Origin of the sequence: Microvirga pakistanensis, assembly GCF_004458765.1 — a bacterium.
Taxonomy (GTDB): Bacteria; Pseudomonadota; Alphaproteobacteria; order Rhizobiales; family Beijerinckiaceae; genus Microvirga; species Microvirga pakistanensis.
This window is the reverse complement of sequence record NZ_SPJX01000296.1, coordinates 64105-81040: the sequence shown is the minus strand read 5'-3', so window position 1 is coordinate 81040 and position 16936 is coordinate 64105. Positions and strand designations below refer to the sequence as shown.

General features: G+C 64.2%; 13 protein-coding genes. 7 read left to right on the top strand and 6 right to left on the bottom strand.

Annotated elements, in window-relative coordinates:
* Window positions 1-96 precede the first annotated feature (96 nt).
* The 3 genes from E4K09_RS16335 to E4K09_RS16325 are packed head-to-tail and all read left to right on the top strand — an operon-like array spanning window position 97 to window position 2989.
* A complete protein-coding gene (locus E4K09_RS16335) occupies window positions 97-345 on the top strand; it encodes a hypothetical protein (RefSeq protein ID WP_134498816.1) in 249 nt (82 codons plus the stop codon).
* 9 nt (window positions 346-354) lie between these two features.
* The gene (locus tag E4K09_RS16330; RefSeq protein WP_134498814.1) at window positions 355-702 is read left to right on the top strand and encodes a hypothetical protein; all 348 of its coding nucleotides are present in this window, start codon (window positions 355-357) and stop codon (window positions 700-702) included.
* A 16-nt stretch (window positions 703-718) separates the two neighbouring features.
* Window positions 719-2989 carry a mechanosensitive ion channel family protein gene (locus tag E4K09_RS16325; protein WP_244610532.1) on the top strand — a complete coding sequence of 757 codons (2271 nt, stop codon included), beginning with the start codon at window positions 719-721 and terminating at the stop codon, window positions 2987-2989.
* 40 nt (window positions 2990-3029) lie between these two features.
* On the opposite strand, the gene E4K09_RS16320 is transcribed toward E4K09_RS16325, so the two are convergent.
* Together E4K09_RS16320 and E4K09_RS16315 are read right to left on the bottom strand one after the other, a co-directional pair.
* The gene (locus tag E4K09_RS16320; protein WP_134498812.1) at window positions 3030-3371 is read right to left on the bottom strand and encodes a hypothetical protein; all 342 of its coding nucleotides are present in this window, start codon (window positions 3369-3371) and stop codon (window positions 3030-3032) included.
* A 93-nt stretch (window positions 3372-3464) separates the two neighbouring features.
* Window positions 3465-7169, bottom strand: a complete 3705-nt coding sequence (locus tag E4K09_RS16315) for a vitamin B12-dependent ribonucleotide reductase (protein ID WP_134498810.1) — start codon at window positions 7167-7169, stop codon at window positions 3465-3467.
* Between the two features lie 1460 nt (window positions 7170-8629).
* Between E4K09_RS16315 and E4K09_RS16310 the strand changes: the two genes are divergently transcribed.
* Entirely contained in the window at window positions 8630-10216 is a 1587-nt protein-coding gene (locus E4K09_RS16310; protein ID WP_166802358.1) for a calcium-binding protein, read from the top strand.
* Between the two features lie 225 nt (window positions 10217-10441).
* Here the strand turns inward: E4K09_RS16310 and E4K09_RS16305 are convergent, their stop codons facing one another.
* Window positions 10442-11146, bottom strand: coding sequence for an ArsR/SmtB family transcription factor (locus E4K09_RS16305; RefSeq protein WP_166802357.1), 705 nt, complete (start codon window positions 11144-11146; stop codon window positions 10442-10444).
* 135 nt (window positions 11147-11281) lie between these two features.
* Here E4K09_RS16305 and E4K09_RS16300 point away from each other — a divergent pair, with 135 nt between their 5' ends.
* Entirely contained in the window at window positions 11282-12199 is a 918-nt protein-coding gene (locus E4K09_RS16300; RefSeq protein WP_244610531.1) for a DMT family transporter, read from the top strand.
* A 65-nt stretch (window positions 12200-12264) separates the two neighbouring features.
* Here E4K09_RS16300 and E4K09_RS16295 read toward each other — a convergent pair whose 3' ends face one another.
* Window positions 12265-12600, bottom strand: coding sequence for a hypothetical protein (locus tag E4K09_RS16295; RefSeq protein ID WP_134498804.1), 336 nt, complete (start codon window positions 12598-12600; stop codon window positions 12265-12267).
* Between the two features lie 221 nt (window positions 12601-12821).
* On the opposite strand from E4K09_RS16295, the gene gatB reads away from it, so the two are divergent.
* Window positions 12822-14297, top strand: coding sequence for an Asp-tRNA(Asn)/Glu-tRNA(Gln) amidotransferase subunit GatB (gene gatB / locus E4K09_RS16290; RefSeq protein WP_134498802.1), 1476 nt, complete (start codon window positions 12822-12824; stop codon window positions 14295-14297).
* 2 nt (window positions 14298-14299) lie between these two features.
* Window positions 14300-14803 carry a GNAT family N-acetyltransferase gene (locus tag E4K09_RS16285; protein WP_166802356.1) on the top strand — a complete coding sequence of 168 codons (504 nt, stop codon included), beginning with the start codon at window positions 14300-14302 and terminating at the stop codon, window positions 14801-14803.
* A gap of 69 nt (window positions 14804-14872) precedes the next feature.
* Here the strand turns inward: E4K09_RS16285 and E4K09_RS16280 are convergent, their stop codons facing one another.
* Both E4K09_RS16280 and E4K09_RS16275 read right to left on the bottom strand, forming a co-directional pair.
* Entirely contained in the window at window positions 14873-16279 is a 1407-nt protein-coding gene (locus E4K09_RS16280) for an adenylate/guanylate cyclase domain-containing protein (RefSeq protein ID WP_134498798.1), read from the bottom strand.
* Between the two features lie 197 nt (window positions 16280-16476).
* Window positions 16477-16887 (bottom strand): DUF4345 domain-containing protein, encoded by a 411-nt coding sequence (locus tag E4K09_RS16275; protein ID WP_134498871.1) that lies wholly within the window; start codon window positions 16885-16887, stop codon window positions 16477-16479.
* Between the last annotated feature and the right edge of the window lie 49 nt (window positions 16888-16936).

Below are 16936 nucleotides of genomic sequence, written 5' to 3'. Positions count from 1 at the left end.
CCGTAACATACTCCCCATGCGTGCGGTATGGGGCGATGCTGGCAACCGTGCGACGGCGCACTTGCGCTGTCCGAAACCGGCAACGGGGGTAGCGCCATGCATCACGCCGTCCAGGCCGCCATCACCCGCTTCCCGGACCGGGGACATGCCATTGAGGAGCTGGCTCGGACGGACGATAACTTCCGGTCGCTGTGTGAGGATCTCACCGAGGCACAGGCCGCCCTGGCACGGTGGGAGCGCTCGACTTCCTCCGTGAGGGCGGCTCGCTGCGCCGAGTACCGGATCCTTGTGAGGGATCTCGCGGCCGAGCTCGCGGCCGAGCTGGATCGATACGCACAAGGATAGGAGATTGCCATGAGAGCCTGTCTGCCGAATTGTCTGTTCCTGTGGGGTGCGATTCTGATGTCGACTGCCGCGGCACAGCAACTCCCCCGGCTCGACGTCGAGGCAACCTGCCGGTCGGCGCCGCGCCTTCTAGCGGAGGATGCCAATCCGTACGAGGGCTGCATGCAGGACGAAAGGGATGCGGAGCGCCAGCTTCAGGTAATGTGGAGCGGCGCGGCAGCGTCCCACCGGGAGACCTGCGTAGGAGAGGCCCAGATCGGCGGATCACCAAGCTATGTCGACATGCTCACATGCTTGCAGATGGCACAGGGGGCCGCTCCCACGGCCCCGCTGCGCCGGCAACGTGCAACTCGCTAGAGCGCTTGGGACTTCCGTGGGTCGGCGTGCTATCCTGAAGGCCCTTGTCGGCCCCATCGGGGACGGAAATCTGGTTCGCGCCTTCCGTCGAACTGGCGTAAACTTCCATGGGACCCAGGCTCGCGCGAAAGGCAGGGCCATGCGCGTCACGTTGGCAGGCCCATTGTATGGAATGGTCATTGTGCTTCCGATCCTGGCAGGCACCATGCCGGGTTGTGCCCAGCCTGCCCAGAACGCGAGCCCTCCTCCGGCGCAGGTCCAACAACTACTCGACCTGATGCAGGATCCCGTCGTGCAGGCGTGGGCGGATGAGCAGCGGGAATCCAAGGTCGTGCCGGTTGCTGCGGATGCGCCGACCACGACCTCCGGGATGATGACGCAGCGCATCACCGCCCTTGAGGAACACTTGGCCGCGCTGGCAACGGCCGTGCCTCGTGTGCCGAATGAGTTCCGGCAGGCCCGTCTTCGCCTCATCGCCGAGCTTCAGGGTCGGCGTGGGCTTGCCGTGCTCGTCCTCATCGCCGAGTTCCTGGCGCTCGGGGCCGGAACCGAGTGGCTCTTCGGCAGGCTGACCGCTGCCTTCCGGCGGCGGGAGCTCTCACGGCCCGTGGAGACCGTGGCCGCGCGGCTGCGCACCTTGGTCATGCGCCTCGGGTTCGACATCCTCGGACTGCTGATTTTCGCTACCGGCAGCATCGGCGCCTTCCTGGCCTTCGACTGGCCGCCGCTCCTGAGGCAGGTCGTTGTCGCCTACCTTGCCGCCGCCATCCTACTGCGGCTCGCTCTGGTCGCCGGTCGTTTCCTGCTCGCGCCCGATAGCAGAACACCGCAGGACATCGAGCGCTTACGCCTGCTCCCGATGAGCACCGAGGCGGCACGATTTTGGCACCTTCGCCTAGCCCTGTTCGTCGGCTGGTTCGCCATCGGATGGGCCACCGTCGAAATGCTGGGCATCCTCGGCTTCTCACCGGAGGCGAGGCAGGTGGTGGCCTATGCCCTTGGCCTCGGCCTGCTGACCATCGCGCTCCATACAGCCTGGGCACACCCCCCGCCCGCAAGCCACAGCGCTCAGGAGGCGCCTGCTCAGGTGAGAGGCTCTCACATGCTCAGAGCAGGTCTGCTGTCGCTCTGCTTCGTGCTGCTGTGGGGGCTGTGGGTCGCCGGCCTAATGCGACTGTTCTGGCTTGGTGCGGTGGCCCTCCTGCTGCCGCGGGCGATCGCGATTGCCGAGCGGGCAACCCACGAAGCCGTACGCCTGCCGACCAGGCCGCCCACGGAAACCAGCCTGACGGCGGTGTACCTCGACCGCAGCGTGCGGGCAGTGCTGATCGTCGGTGTCGTCCTGCTGCTGGCCCATGCCTGGGACATAGACCTCGTCGAGATGACCAGCCGCGACACGCTTCTGACCCGTTTGGTGAGGGGAGCCTTGAGCGCCGTGGTCATCCTGCTCGTCGCCGACCTGATCTGGCAGGTGGCCAAAACCCTGATCGATCGACGGCTCGCTCAGGCAGAGACCGCCGCTCCAATGGGTAGCGCGGCCGCCTCGCGTCAAGCTCGGGTGCGCACGCTGCTGCCGATCTTCCGCACCACAATTCTCGCCGTGCTGGCCGCGATGGCCGTTCTGATGGTGCTCTCGGCACTGGGCGTCCAGATCGGACCGCTGATCGCGGGCGCGGGCATTGTCGGGGTGGCCGTTGGGTTCGGCTCGCAGACGCTGGTGAAGGATATCATCAGCGGCGTGTTCTACCTGCTCGACGATGCGTTCCGGGTCGGTGAGTACATCCAGAGCGGCTCTTACAAAGGCACGGTCGAGTCTTTCTCCTTGCGCTCGATCAAGCTGCGGCATCACCGCGGCCCGGTCTACACGGTGCCGTTCGGCCAGCTCGGGGCGGTGCAGAACATGAGCCGTGACTGGGTGATCGACAAGTTCGAGATCAGCGTCACCTACGACACCGATCTGGAGAAGGCCCGCAAGCTGATCAAGAAGATCGGGCAGGAGATGGCGGAGGATCCGGAGTTCGCCCTCAACATCATCGAGCCGCTCAAGATGCAGGGGGTCGAGCAGTTCGGCGAGTACGCGATCCAGATCCGCTGCAAGATGACAACGCGACCGGGCGAGCAGTTCGTGATCCGCCGCAAGGCCTTTGCCCGCATCAAGCAGGCCTTCGACGAGAACGGGATCCGGTTCGCCTTTCCGACGGTACAGGTCGCCGGAGGCGGCGAGACGGCGCCGGCGGTTGCATTCGAAGGGCTTCACCTCGTCAAACCGGCGGGCCCGCACGAGTAACACGCGGAGGCGAGAGCCGCGCCACAAGAGATCGGGGGCGTCAGAAGACCGACTTCAAGAGGAGGATCGGCATGGCTGCATCGCTTAACCCCGCATCGATCATTCCCAGGCAGTTCACCCTCAGATAGTTCCTCAGTGTCAGTACAAGCCAGGGTATGACGGCGATGATTCCGCCGGCTGCGGAGATTGTGAGTAGATTCGGTCTCAAATACCGGCGAAGAAGCAGGTAAGCCGGAATGCCAAGAATGAGCGCCGCTGGAGATGCGCCTACGATGGCGGTGAGTAACAGCCAGATCGGGACGCGCTCGACACTCAGTTGAGGCCATTCCGCGACCAAGGCCCATGCCACTGCCGGTACCATGGGCGCGACGACGAGGCCCAAATGGGCCTGGAAAGCGGAGGATAATCGCGTTCTTGAGAGGGCATTGCCGCAGCATGAAAAAAGCCCTGGCGGAAACCGCCAGGGCCGACGGATTTACGAGCACCCGGTTGTCGATCCGCACGTATCACACTTCAAGCACGTCCCGTTGCGCACCAGCGTGAAGTTGGCGCATTCGGGGCAGGCTTCGCCCACATAGCCCTTCATCTTGGCCTCGGCGCGCTTGTCGGCGATGGAGGGCGCGGAGAAGGCGAGTTTCGCCATTTCGGCTTCGCCGACGATCTGCTCCTGCGCGGCGGGCTGGGCGAGCTCGCCCTTGAGGGCATTCGCGCCGACCGTCACGCCGCCCGCCGGACGCTGAGTCACGCCCGCGCCGCTGGCGGCGGCGCCGCCGGGGATCAGCATGAGGCGGTCCACCGAGCCGCGGGTGAAGCCGCGGGACACCACGGCGGTGGCGGGAGCCGCTTCCGGCGCCTTCGACTGGGCTTCGCCCGAGCCGATGGTGGTGGGGCCGGCCTCCGACGGGTCCACATGGGCGAGGTCGTTGCGGGCGAGATACGAGACCGCGAGCTCGCGGAACACGTAATCGAGGATCGAGGTCGCGCTCTTGATGCGCTCGTTGCCCTGCACGAAGCCGGCCGGCTCGAAGCGCGTGAAGGTGAAGGCCTCCACGTATTCCTCCAGGGGCACGCCGTATTGCAGGCCGAGCGAGATCGCGATGGCGAAGTTGTTCATCATCGCCCGGAAGGCCGCGCCTTCCTTGTGCATGTCGATGAAGATCTCGCCGAGACGGCCGTCGTCGTATTCGCCAGTACGCAGATACACTTTATGGCCACCGACGACGGCCTTCTGGGTATAGCCCTTGCGGCGGTCGGGCATCTTCTCACGCTCGCGCAGAGCCACCACGCGCTCGACCACCTTCTCGACGATCTTCTCCGACACATGCGCGGCCTTGGCGGCGGCCGGCATGGCGGTCACGGCCTCCACCGCGTCCTCCGCATCCTCCTCCTCATCGGCGATGAGGGCGGAGTTCAGCGGCTGCGACAGCTTGGAGCCGTCGCGGTAGAGGGCGTTGGCCTTCAGCGCCAGCTTCCAGGACAGCATGTAGGCGTTCTTGCAATCCTCGACGGTGGCGTCGTTGGGCATGTTGATGGTCTTGGAGATCGCGCCCGAGATGAAGGGCTGCGCCGCCGCCATCATGCGGATGTGGCTCTCCACCGACAGATAGCGCTTGCCGATCTTGCCGCAGGGATTGGCGCAATCGAACACCGCGTAGTGCTCGGTCTTGAGATGGGGAGCGCCCTCCAGGGTCATCGCGCCGCAGATGTGGATGTTCGCGGCCTCGATGTCGGCTTTCGAGAAGCCGAGATGCTGCAGCAGGTCGAAGGACGGATCGTTGAGGCTCGACGCCGGAACGTTCAGCGTGCCGGTCAGGAAGTCCTCGCCCAGCGTCCAGCGGTTGAACACGAACTTGATGTCGAAGGCACTCTTCAGGCCCTTCTCGACCGCGTCGATCTTCTCCGGCGTGAAGCCTTTCGCGGCGAGGGAGCCGGGGTTGATGGCGGGAGCCTGCTTCATGGAGCCGTGGCCGACCGCATAGGCCTCGATCTCGGCGATCTCGGACTCGCGGTAGCCGAGCGCGCGCAGCGCGTCGGGCACGGCCCGATTGATGATCTTGAAATAGCCGCCGCCGGCGAGCTTCTTGAACTTCACGAGGGCGAAGTCGGGCTCGATGCCGGTGGTGTCGCAATCCATCACGAGGCCGATGGTGCCGGTGGGCGCGATCACGGTGGATTGCGCATTTCGGTAGCCGTGCGTCTCGCCGAGGTCGAGCGCCTTGTCCCAGGCGGCCTTCGCATGGGCGATCAGGCCGGCATCGGGGCAGGAGGCGTGATCGAGCGGCACCGGGTTCACGGAGAGACCCTCGTAGCCCTCGCTCAGGCCATGGGCCGCGCGGCGGTGGTTGCGGATCACGCGCAGCATGTGCTTCGCGTTGGCCTTGTAGTTCGGGAACGCGCCGAGCTCGCCCGCCATCTCGGCGGAGGTGGCATAGGACACGCCGGTCATGATCGCGGTGATCGCGCCGCAGAGCGAGCGGCCTGCATCGGAATCATACGGCAGGCCCATGGTCATGAGCAGGCCGCCGATATTGGCGTAGCCGAGGCCGAGCGTGCGGTACTCGTAGGAGAGCTGCGCGATCTCCTTCGACGGGAACTGCGCCATCATCACCGAGATTTCGAGCACCAATGTCCACAGGCGGCAGGCATGCTCGAAGGATTCCGCGTCGAACCTGTGCGCCGCGCGGTCGAAGAACTGCAGCAGGTTCGCGGAGGCGAGGTTGCAGGCCGTGTCGTCCAGGAACATGTATTCCGAGCAGGGATTCGACGCCCGGATGCGGCCACCGGCGGGGCTGGTGTGCCAGTCGTTCATGGTAGTGTTGAAGTGCAGGCCCGGATCGGCAGAGGCCCAGGCGGCGTGGCCGATCTGCTCCCAGAGGTCGCGGGCCTTGAGGGTCTTCACCACCTTGCCGTCCTTGCGGGCGGTGAGCTTCCACTCGCCGTCCGTTTCCACCGCGCGCAAAAAGTCGTCGGTCACGGAGACGGAGTTGTTGGAGTTCTGGCCGGAGACCGTGAGATAGGCCTCCGAATCCCAATCCGTGTCGTAGACGGGGAACTCGATGTCGGTGTAGCCCTGGCGCGCGAACTGGATGACGCGCTTGATGTAGTTGTCCGGGATCTGGACCCGGCGCGCCATCTTGATTTCCTTCTTCAGAGCCGGGTTCTTCTCCGGGTCGAAGCAGGCATCGCCGGGGGCCTCGCAGTTCACGCAGGCCTTCATGATGGCCTTGAGGTGCTTGGAGGCGAGCTTGGAACCGGCCACCAGCGCCGCGACCTTCTGCTCCTCCTTCACCTTCCAGTCGATGTAGCTCTCGATGTCCGGGTGATCGACGTCGACCACCACCATCTTCGCCGCGCGGCGCGTGGTGCCGCCGGACTTGATCGCGCCCGCGGCGCGATCGCCGATCTTGAGGAAGGACATCAGGCCCGAGGAGCGGCCGCCGCCGGAGAGCTTCTCGCCCTCGCCGCGCAGCTTGGAGAAGTTGGAGCCCGTGCCGGAGCCGTACTTGAACAGGCGCGCCTCGCGGACCCACAGGTCCATGATGCCGCCCTCGTTCACCAGGTCGTCCTCGACGCTCTGGATGAAGCAGGCATGCGGCTGCGGGTGCTCGTAGGCCGACTTGGACTTGGTGAGCTTGCCGGTCTTGTAATCCACATAGAAGTGGCCCTGGCTCGGTCCGTCGATGCCGTAGGCCCAGTGCAGGCCGGTGTTGAACCATTGCGGCGAGTTCGGCGCCACCATCTGGTTGGCGAGCATGTAGCGCAGCTCGTCATAGAAGGCCTGGGCATCCTCCTCGGAGGAGAAGTAGCCGCCCTTCCAGCCCCAATAGGTCCAGCAGCCCGCGAGACGGTCGAACACCTGCTTCGAGGAAATCTCCGAGCCGTAGCGGCTCTCCTCCGGCAGCTCGGCCAGCGCCGCCTCGTCGGGCACGGAGCGCCACAGCCATGAGGGGACGTCGTTCTCCTCGATCTTCCTCAGGCGGGCCGGAACGCCGGCCTTGCGGAAGTATTTCTGGGCCAGGACGTCCGACGCCACCTGGCTCCAGGTCTCCGGCACCTCGATGTTCTCGAGCCTGAAGACGATCGAGCCGTCCGGATTGCGGATCTCGCTCGTGGCGAGCCGGAAGGCGAGGGAGGAATAAGGCGATTGCCCAGCTTCGGTATAGCGCCGCTCGATCCGCATCTTTCAAATCCTCAAGTTCAGGGACAAACATCCCCGTGGCCACGGGTTGCCCCTGTGGCTCTTCAGCCCCAAAATTTTGTTCGAACCCCAACGATCCGTTTTCCCAGATCGCCACACGCAACACGCCCGAGTTACGGCCTCCAGACGACAAAGGTCGCGCGGCAGAACACGTCGCCGCGGGCTCTCACGCTCGCCTTCGGGAGATTTCAGCCACCCTTTCGGGCCGGCCGCCGGTCTCGGATCGGAACCCTGGCAAGCTAGTCGTGTTGCGAGCCTCACGTCAAGAACTTGTGCCGCACGTTCTTGTTCCATCTATATATAGTGGGCAAGTGTTAAGAATGTGGAAAACTGGCTAAGCCACAGAGACTCCTTCAGGAATCCAGCGGCGGTCGGTGGAGGGGCTCGCGTTTAGCCAGCTCGAGGCCGGACGGAAGGGGGCGTGGATGAGGCTGCCGGGGCGGGGGTTCCGGTATCTACCCCGGCACGATGAGACACCGGTCAACGTCCCGAAAAACCGTGCCCGGCCAACGAACCAGGCAGATGGCGGCAGGAGAATCGGCCACAGGCTCCCCTATGCGAGGATTGCAGATTCGCAGGTTCGAATCGCTGGGCTCGCGGGCCGGGAAAGGGCCCGACTGCTCCGGTGGTACGGGAACCGCATCAGCCCGTTTAGGAAACAATAGGCGAGAGTTGGAGACAATTCAGCTTGCTCAGTGTTCTCGTTACTGCTCAGGCTGCCTTGTAGTGCCAAACAGGCTGGCTGTGTCAATGTATAACAGGTTGGTGTCACTGTAAGCATCTAATCCAATAGATGACGTTTTTTGGGTGCTGAAAGTAAATATTCGGATAAATCCTGTCTATTACAAATACTGTAACTAGCAGTTTGTAAAGAATACATACTTTAAGGCATATACAACTGGAGATTGTATCTGGCAATTCTTGCGCAGTGTGCGCATTGTTACTTGATAACGTAACTTGCGGCGCTAATCTCGGCTTCGAAACGCCAAGCTTGGTGGCTTGGCATTCCGTCTAAGCAAGCGCGGGAGCAGGGTATGACCGTAACTACCAATAATAGCCTTGAATGGATCTGGGACTGGTTCCAAAAGCGGACCGGTAACGTCTTCGACAATACGGGTGGTGGCGGTGTTGCATATGGCGGCACAGGAACCAGAGATGACATCACTGGCAATCCAACCGGCGGTTCCGGTGCGGGCTCATCCTACGACCAGTCGACCGACACGTCGAATAATCCTGAAAATGATGAAAATGCTCCTAGTGAACAGACCAACTCCGACAGCTTCTATGATAAAGACGGAAAATTAGTTTATGTAGATATACATATTCGAGCCCCTGGTAACCTTGTTAATGTACCTGAGCCAAGATTACTCGAGCGTTTTATTCTAGAATATGAAGAGTTTCAGTATAATCTTCATCAAATTCTATATGGCGAGACAGTGGGCATGCCTTGCCCTCAAGGAGCTTGGCGTGATCCTCTGTGGGATGCGGAGACCTACGATGAACATTTTGATCCCGATCATGTCCATGACGATAATGTCGGCGGCAATGCTACAGATGGGGCATCTGTACTCTCGCTGAATATATTCGTTGGCGCTTCCGGAAACGACGACATCCAAGGATCGGGATGGCTTTTCGGAGCGGAAGGCCATGATACCCTCATTGGTGGCACCGGCAGAGATCTCCTCTATGGAGGCGACGGGGACGACCTTCTGTCTGGGGGCCGGGGCGGGGACATGCTCTCCGGCGGGTCCGGCATCGACACGGTGAGCTACGCGACGAGCGCGGCAGGCATCAACGGTGAGGGTGTCACGGTCAACCTGTCGACGGGTGTTGGCTCTGGCGGCGATGCGATGGGCGATGCCCTCCTGAATGTGGAGAACGTCATCGGCAGCGCCTTCAACGACTTCATCCAGGTCGGCAACAGCAACGCGGCCGATTTCAACGCCGCCGATTACCTGGCCAAGAACCCGGACGTGGAGGCCTACCGGGCCGCCCACAACCTGCCCCAGAGCTTCGCCTGGGACCACTGGAAGAACAACGGCCGCTTCGAGGGCCGCGAGGGCGGCTGGGACGGGAGCACCAAGGCCGCGGGCGCCGATTGGGGCACCGCCTTCGACCTGGCCGGCTATCTGGCGGCGAACCCGGACATCCTGGCCTACAAGATCGCCAACAACCTGGATGATGTCTGGGTGCGCGCGCACTGGGAGAACGTGGGCATGCACGAGGGCCGGGTCGGGGGCGTGAAGGCCGCCGGCGCGGTGATCGATGCGGGCGACGGCCACGACGTGGTGGTGGGCGGCCTCTCCAGCGACGCCCTGCGCGGCGGCAACGGCGCCGACACGCTCTCTGGCGGCGAGGGCCGGGACGTGCTCCTGGGCGGAGCCGGCCGCGACAGCCTCGATGGCGGCGAGGGCGCCGACCAGGTGTATGGCGGGCTCGGCGACGACACCCTCGACGGCGGCGCCGGCGAGGACCGCCTGGAGGGCGGCGAGGGCAATGACGGGCTGTTCGGCCGCGACGGCAATGACCTGATGCGCGGCAACGCCGGCGACGACTACCTCGACGGGGCCAACGGCAACGACACCCAGGACGGCGGGGAGGGCAACGACTTCCTGACCGGGTGGACCGGCAACGACGTGCTGTGGGGCGGGACCGGCGCCGACATGCTCTATGGCTGCGAGGGCGACGACACGCTGCAGGGCGGCTCGGGACTGGATGTGCTCTATGGCGGGGCGGGCCGGGACACATTCGTGTTCAACGTAGCGACGGACCGGGACGCGCAGGCGGTCTCGTACATTCCGGTAGTGGTGGACCGGATCCGGGACCTTGAGGTGGGCGACGTGCTCAAGCTCGAGGGGGCGAGCGCGGTGAGCTTTGCCCGCCAGCAGCACGTCACCTGGAGCGGGGTGACGGCGGTGGTGAGCTACACGACCACGGTGCTGGTGGACAACAAGTACCAGATCGTGCTGGAGAACTACGGCCGCAACCTGCACTGGAACGCCGCCTCCCACGACCTCATCGCCTACTGAGCCCACCATGGCTTCAGCCGGGCACAGGAAAGGGGCGCTCCACGCGCCCCTTCCGCGTGAGCACGGGAGAGCCGGGCGTGTTGAGCTGATCAGGACAAGACCGGCTCTTCCTGAGGGAGGCTTCCCGCGTGGAATATCGAAGCCGGGAACCCGCCCTTCATTCCGGCTCCTGCCGCTCTGAGGACGGCTCGTGAATTGCAGCGACGAGCCTCAGCCCTGTTGCTCTCAGCCTTGCGGCTCGATGCCGAAGACCTCCTTCAGGCCTCGCTGCCCGCTCGCTGTGATGGTCAGGGCGCGACTGTCCTTGATCCGTTCGACCCAGCCGAGATCGAACATCCTCGTGCAGAGCGCGGCTCCCAGGCGGCCCGCGAGGTGAGGGCGGCGCTCGCTCCAGTCGAGGCAGGTCCGGCAGAGGCCGCGCCTGCCCGACTTCCCGCCCTCCTCCAGTCCGATTCCGAAGGAGCAGAGGAAGCGCTGGCCCTTCTCGGTCAGAACGCCGGCGCTGTCGGAGAGCACAAGATAGTCTTGCCCGGTAAGGGCGTCGGCCAGCGCGATGCCGAGCCGTCCCGCCAGATGATCGTAGCAGGTCCGGGCCCGGCGCAGGGCCTCGTCCTTCGGGCCGACCGGGCGGTGCCTTTTCGGTCCGAAGGAGGCGACCGCCATCAGCGCCTCGATGGCCTGGGCCACCTCGGGAGAGGCAAGCCGGTAATACCGGTGTCGGCCCTGCTTCGTCATGGAGATCAGGCGGGCCTCGCTGAGCTTGGCGAGATGGCCGCTTGCGGTCTGCGCGCTGACCCCGCTGTGCCAGGTGAGTTCGCTTGCCGTGAGCGCCCTGCCGTCCATGAGACACGAGAGGATGTTGGCGCGCGCCACGTCGCCCATGAGAGCGGCGATTTCCGCCAGTGCGATTCCTGAAACGATCGGTGCCATGGGCCGATCATAGACCGGGGCGGCGGGCCGGTCAGCCTGGAACGCTTCGGCCGCGGCCGAAGCGTTCCGACGCGACGCAGGCGGGCCCACATGCCAGGGTGCGGCGTCCCAAGATCCATGAACGGATTCATGACCATGGCGCCAAGTTCCTTCCGCCCTCCCGTTTTCGAACTCGCCCTGCTGGCTCTCCTCGCAACGCTCTGGGGGGCCTCCTACACCTTCATCAAGATCGGGATCGAAACGATCCCGCCCGTCACCCTGATCGCCGCCCGCACGCTCATTGCGGGGAGCTTGCTGCTGGTTGTCCTCCATCTGCGCGGGCTGCGGCTCCCCCGGGACGGCGCGACATGGAGAAGCTTCGCAGTGCAGGCCTGCCTCAACAGCGTTGCTCCGTTCACGCTCATCGTCTGGGCCGAGCAATCGGTCGATGCGGGTCTGGCGGTGATCCTGAACGCGATGACGCCCGTGTTCACCTTCCTGATCACATGGGCCTGGTCCCGGCACGAGGCCACCACCTTCCGCAAGTTCGCGGGCGTGATGATCGGCCTCCTCGGAACCTGCGCCATCGTCGGTACGCAGGCTCTGACCCATGCCGGGCAGGCGCTCGCAGGGCAGCTCGCGGTCGTCCTGGCGACGATCTGCTATGCAGGGGCGGCGATCTTCGGACGCAACTTCAAGTCCCTCGATCCGATCATGCCCGCCACCGGATCGCTGATCTCAGGCGCCGTCATCCTGCTGCCATTGAGCCTCGTCCTGGACCGCCCCTGGACGCTGGCGCCGTCCGGGGCCTCGCTCCTGGCCCTGATCGGACTGGCCGTTTTCTCGACGGCCTGCGCCTTCCTGATCTATTTCCGGCTCATCCATACCCTCGGGTCCCTAGGCACCACGGCCCAGGGCTACCTGCGCGCGCCCATCGGGATTGCCATCGGGGCATCCGTCCTGGGCGAGCGGCTCGATTCCTCCGCGTGGTTCGGCCTGCTTTGCATCCTCGCCGGAATCCTGCTCATGACGCTGCCGTCGCGAGGCCATCCGTCTGCGATGCGCGCCACCTGACGGGCCCATGGAAAAGGGCCTGACCGAAGCCAGGCCCTTTGTGGCAGCTTACGCGTGACGCGAGATTACTGCTGCGGAGAGGCCGGTGCCGACGGAGCAGCCGGAGCCGGGGAGCTCGGAGCTGCCGGGGCCGGGGAGCTGGGAGCTGCCGGGGCCGTGGACGAACCACCGGTCGCGCCGGAGCCGGTCGACGGCGACGAGCTTTCCGTCTGAGTGCCCGTGCTGCCGGTCGTGCTGGGCTCGTTGCCGCCATCATAGAAGAGGAAGGCCAGCAAGCCGAGCGCGATAACAAGACCGCCGATGACGTAAGCAAGAGTGTTGGAACCGCGCGAGCTATTATCGTAGACGTTCGTCTCGCGATTGTAGACGTTCGGTTCGCGATCCATGGGATCCATAGCCATTTTAAAGCTCCTTGACCGTTTTACCTCCCGTTCAACGCCTGATGTTGGATGCGGTTTCATCCGAGCGTAACAATAATCTTAAATGGCTGTGCATAAATGAGAATTAATCTTGGGCGTGAACCGAGAAACCTGAATGCCTGTTCATCTTGAAAGGGGTTGACCCGGTATCGCGTCGCTCTTACTCCGGGCGTGAAAGTGCGAGAGATAAAGGCGCAAGGCTCATGAACGCTCCGGTGAACCCGAAGAAGCTCATCAAAGGTGCGACAGGCGATTGGGAAATCGTCATCGGCATGGAAATCCACGCCCAGGTGACGAGCCAGGCCAAGCTGTTCTCCGGCGCCTCGACCGCCTTCGGCGGCGATCCGAACAGCCACGTTTCCCTCGTCGACGCCGCCATGCCCGGCATGCTGCCCGTCATCAACGAGGAATGCGTGCGCCAGGCCATCCGCACGGGCCTCGGACTCAAGGCCGAGATCAACCTGAGAAGCACCTTTGACCGGAAGAACTACTTCTACCCGGACCTGCCCCAGGGCTATCAGATCAGCCAGTACAAGAGCCCCATCGTGGGCGAGGGCGAGGTGATCGTGGACGTGCCGGAGACGGGCGAGACGATCACGGTGCGCATCGAGCGCCTGCACCTGGAGCAGGACGCGGGCAAGTCGATCCATGACCTGCACCCCACCATGAGCTTCGTCGACCTCAACCGCTCCGGCGTGGCCCTGATGGAGATCGTGTCGAAGCCCGACCTGCGCTCGGCGGACGAGGCCCGCGCCTACGTGACGAAGCTGCGCACGATCCTGCGCTATCTCGGCACCTGCGACGGCGACATGGACAAGGGCAACCTGCGCGCCGACGTGAACGTCTCCGTGCGCCGTCCCGGCGAGGAATTGGGCACGCGCTGCGAGATCAAGAACGTCAACTCCATCCGCTTCATCGGACAGGCCATCGAATACGAGGCGCGCCGCCAGATCGCGATCCTGGAGGACGGCGGCGTGATCGAGCAGGAGACCCGCCTCTACGACCCGGGCAAGGGCGAGACCCGCTCCATGCGTTCGAAGGAAGAGGCGCATGATTACCGCTACTTCCCCGATCCGGACCTGCTGCCGCTCGAGTTCGACCAGGCCTATGTGGACGATCTTGCCCAGCATCTGCCGGAATTGCCGGACGCCAAGAAGGCCCGCTTTATGAGCGATTACGGCCTCTCGGCCTATGACGCGAGCGTGCTGGTGGCCGAGCGCGCCTCGGCCGACTTCTTCGAGGAGGTCGCGAAGGGCCGCGACGGCAAGGCCGCCGCGAACTGGATCATCAACGAGCTGTTCGGCCGCCTCAACAAGGAAGGCAAGGACATTACGGAATCCCCCGTCTCCGCGAGCCAGCTCGGCGCGATCATCGAGCTCATCGGCGAGAACGTGATCTCCGGCAAGATCGCCAAGGACCTGTTCGAGATCGTCTTCACCGAGGGCGGCAATCCGCGCGAGATCGTGGAACAGCGCGGCATGAAGCAGGTGACCGACACGGGCGCCATCGAGAAGGCCATCGACGCGGTCATCGCCGCAAACCCCGACAAGGTGGAGCAGGCCAAGGCCAAGCCGACGCTGCTCGGCTGGTTTGTCGGCCAGGTGATGAAGCAGACCGGCGGCAAGGCCAACCCGCAGACCGTCAACGAGATCCTGAAGACGAAGCTCGGGATCGAGTGACCGTGAGCGAAGCGCTGAAAATCTCTGACGATGCTCTCGTCCTGCGCGCCGCCGAGGATCGCGATGCGCAGGACCTGTTCGGCCTTCTGTCCCTCTGCTTTGCGGATTATCCCGGCTGCTTCGTCGATCCTCACGATGATCTGAAGGATCTGCGCACGCCGGGAGCCCCTCGCAGGAACGATGGTGTTCTGTGGGTGACGGAGGACGAGAGCGGGCGCGTCTGCGCTTGCACCTGCGTCGATTTTCCGGAAGCCGGCACGGCGGAGCTGCACCGCCTCTACGTGCGCCCCGACCAGCGTGGCAGGGGCCTCGGCTCGTCCCTCGTGCGGGCCGTGGAGCGCCATGCCCGCCAGAAGGGCGCCACGCGCCTGTATCTCTGGTCCGACACGCGCTTCACCGATGCCCACCGCCTCTACAGGAAGTTGGGCTACACGCAGACCGATCGGCTCCGTGATCTCGGCGACATTTCCAACTCGTCGGAATATCATTTCGAAAAGGCGCTGTGAGGCGTCCCGTCAGCATCGCCATGCTGAGCCGAGATGTCGGCTCAAGGCCGGGCATGACGAGGAGAGGCTTCACGGAATCTCGTAGACCGAAAACTCGCTGTTGATCCCGCGCAGGGTCGTCTTCTTGAGCATCGGGCGCAGGCCCTGAGTTTCGATGATCCCCCGAGTCCCGGGATTGTCCACCACGGCGTCGGTGGCGAAGATGGAACGTGAGGCCGCGAGATTCTGAACCCGCGATGCGATGTTCACGGTCTGCCCAAAATAGTCCTGCCGTTCGTTGAGCACGACCGCCAGGCAGGGACCTTCATGAATGCCGATCTTGAGCAGGAGGTCTTCCTGCCCGCGCTGTTCGTTCAGGCTGCGCATGGCCTCCCGCATCCTGAGCGCGGCCGCAACGGCATGATCCGGCGTCGGGAAGGTGGCCATCACCGCATCGCCGATCGTCTTCACCACGGCCCCCGATTCCGACGCTGCGATCTCGTTGAGCACGCGGAAATGTTCGCGGACCAGATCGTAGGCCACGAGGTCGCCCACGCGCTCATAGAGTTCCGTGGAACCTTTGAGGTCCGTGAACAGGAAGGTCAGGCTCGTGATCTTCAGCCGCTGATCCACGTCGAGCGTGTCGGTGCGGTAGAGATCCCGGAAGGTCTGGTTCGTCAGAAGGCGCTTGGCGGTGAGGAACGGACGGCGATGCCCCATCAGGTCGTGCAGCGGGTCGTCAGCGATCCACACCGCCGGAAGCGTGCGTCTCTTGGTATGGTTTTCGAGCAGGAGGCGGACGGGGCCGGGCTGCAACTGCAGGGTGCGGTTTTCGGGCGCCAGCTCGGTCAGGATCATCGACAGGTTCTGCCGCTCGCGGGTGGGTTCGCCCTTCACGTCGATAAACTGCGTGGCGTGCGTCACCGGATCGAACACGATCACGAAAGCCGGGGGAAGCTGCAGGGACAGGATGACCCGCTCACCCGGCGGAAGCTCGATGGAATCGAGCACGATCTCCTCGATTCGGCTCTCGAAATCCTCCGGCAGATCGACACCGGAGCTCCAGAAGATCTGGCGCAGGTATTCCGGTACGGAAAGCGTGTCCGGTTCGTGGGCCGCGATCTTCCGGATGCGGGGGCTGACCGTGAAGGTCACCTCCACCATTTCATCGAGCGTCGGCTCGTAGCCGGCGGCGCACAGGCCGCAGCAATATTCCTCTTTGGTGAGGGATTTGAGGCTCGCGCCTTCGTCCATCACCCCGCCGCAGCCCGGGCAGAGAACGTTCCAGGACATCTCGAAGAGGCCGAGCCGCGCGGCGTGCAGGAAGGCCGCGATCGTCTTCTCCTCGTCGAGACCGTATCTCGCCGCGAACGCGAGAGCATTGATCCGGTTCAGCTCAGGGTCGGGCGCATCGTGGATCACCCGCTCGATGGCATCGGCGACCTCGGGGGGCGCCGATTGGCGTAGGATCGCGAGAAGTTTCCCGTCTTCGCTCATGATCCAGCCTCCTTCGAGATGCAGGCTTGCCTCGCGTTTACCGTCGACGTCGCGTCGCGCGCCGCTCGCTCGCGGAATGGCGGGCGCTGTCCCTTCAGAATAGCACTTCGCAGGCCGAAAGGCTTCCCAAACAGCGAGCCGAGCGGCGGGATGCGCCGAGGGCAGCTTGACGGTGGATGGGCTTTTCAACGGGCCTTTCACCTGTCGGCCACGCCGAACTCCTCCGCGTAGCGGTTCGCCACCCGCGTCTGCCACAGGCACAGGACCGGCGCGGCGATGAGTTCGACGATCAGGCCGCCGACCATGAAGAGCGAGGGCAGGCCGGTCAGGGCAAGGCCGACGAGGCGTCCCAGCCCACCGACGACGACCAGAAGGGTAAGCAGCCGGAAGCGGTTGGTCTTATTCTCGATTCCGGGCAGCGTGCTCCAGAAGCAGAGGCCGATGCCGAGCAGCAGGCCGGACATGAAGCGGAAATGGCTCTCTGCCGAGATGCTCACCGCATCGCCCGTGAGCGCCTGTCCGAACAGGACGCCATAGAGCCCCGTCGCCACGGGAACGGTGGCGACGATGGCGACACTCTGCTGCAGCAGCTTCCGCTCGCGATTCATGCTGGGCATAACCCCTCCTGCCGGTGGTCCCCAATGCTTCCGAATTGGA

Bases quoted from the DNA above. Each gene is read 5' to 3' on its own strand.
- gatB (WP_134498802.1), top strand. From the start codon at position 12,822: ATGAACGCTCCGGTGAACCCGAAGAAGCTCATCAAAGGTGCGACAGGC.
- E4K09_RS16305 (WP_166802357.1), bottom strand. From the start codon at position 11,146: ATGGCACCGATCGTTTCAGGAATCGCACTGGCGGAAATCGCCGCTCTC.
- E4K09_RS16280 (WP_134498798.1), bottom strand. From the start codon at position 16,279: ATGAGCGAAGACGGGAAACTTCTCGCGATCCTACGCCAATCGGCGCCC.
- E4K09_RS16310 (WP_166802358.1), top strand. From the start codon at position 8,630: ATGCCTTGCCCTCAAGGAGCTTGGCGTGATCCTCTGTGGGATGCGGAG.
- E4K09_RS16315 (WP_134498810.1), bottom strand. From the start codon at position 7,169: ATGCGGATCGAGCGGCGCTATACCGAAGCTGGGCAATCGCCTTATTCC.
- E4K09_RS16335 (WP_134498816.1), top strand. From the start codon at position 97: ATGCATCACGCCGTCCAGGCCGCCATCACCCGCTTCCCGGACCGGGGA.
- E4K09_RS16330 (WP_134498814.1), top strand. From the start codon at position 355: ATGAGAGCCTGTCTGCCGAATTGTCTGTTCCTGTGGGGTGCGATTCTG.
- E4K09_RS16275 (WP_134498871.1), bottom strand. From the start codon at position 16,887: ATGAATCGCGAGCGGAAGCTGCTGCAGCAGAGTGTCGCCATCGTCGCC.
- E4K09_RS16300 (WP_244610531.1), top strand. From the start codon at position 11,282: ATGGCGCCAAGTTCCTTCCGCCCTCCCGTTTTCGAACTCGCCCTGCTG.
- E4K09_RS16295 (WP_134498804.1), bottom strand. From the start codon at position 12,600: ATGGCTATGGATCCCATGGATCGCGAACCGAACGTCTACAATCGCGAG.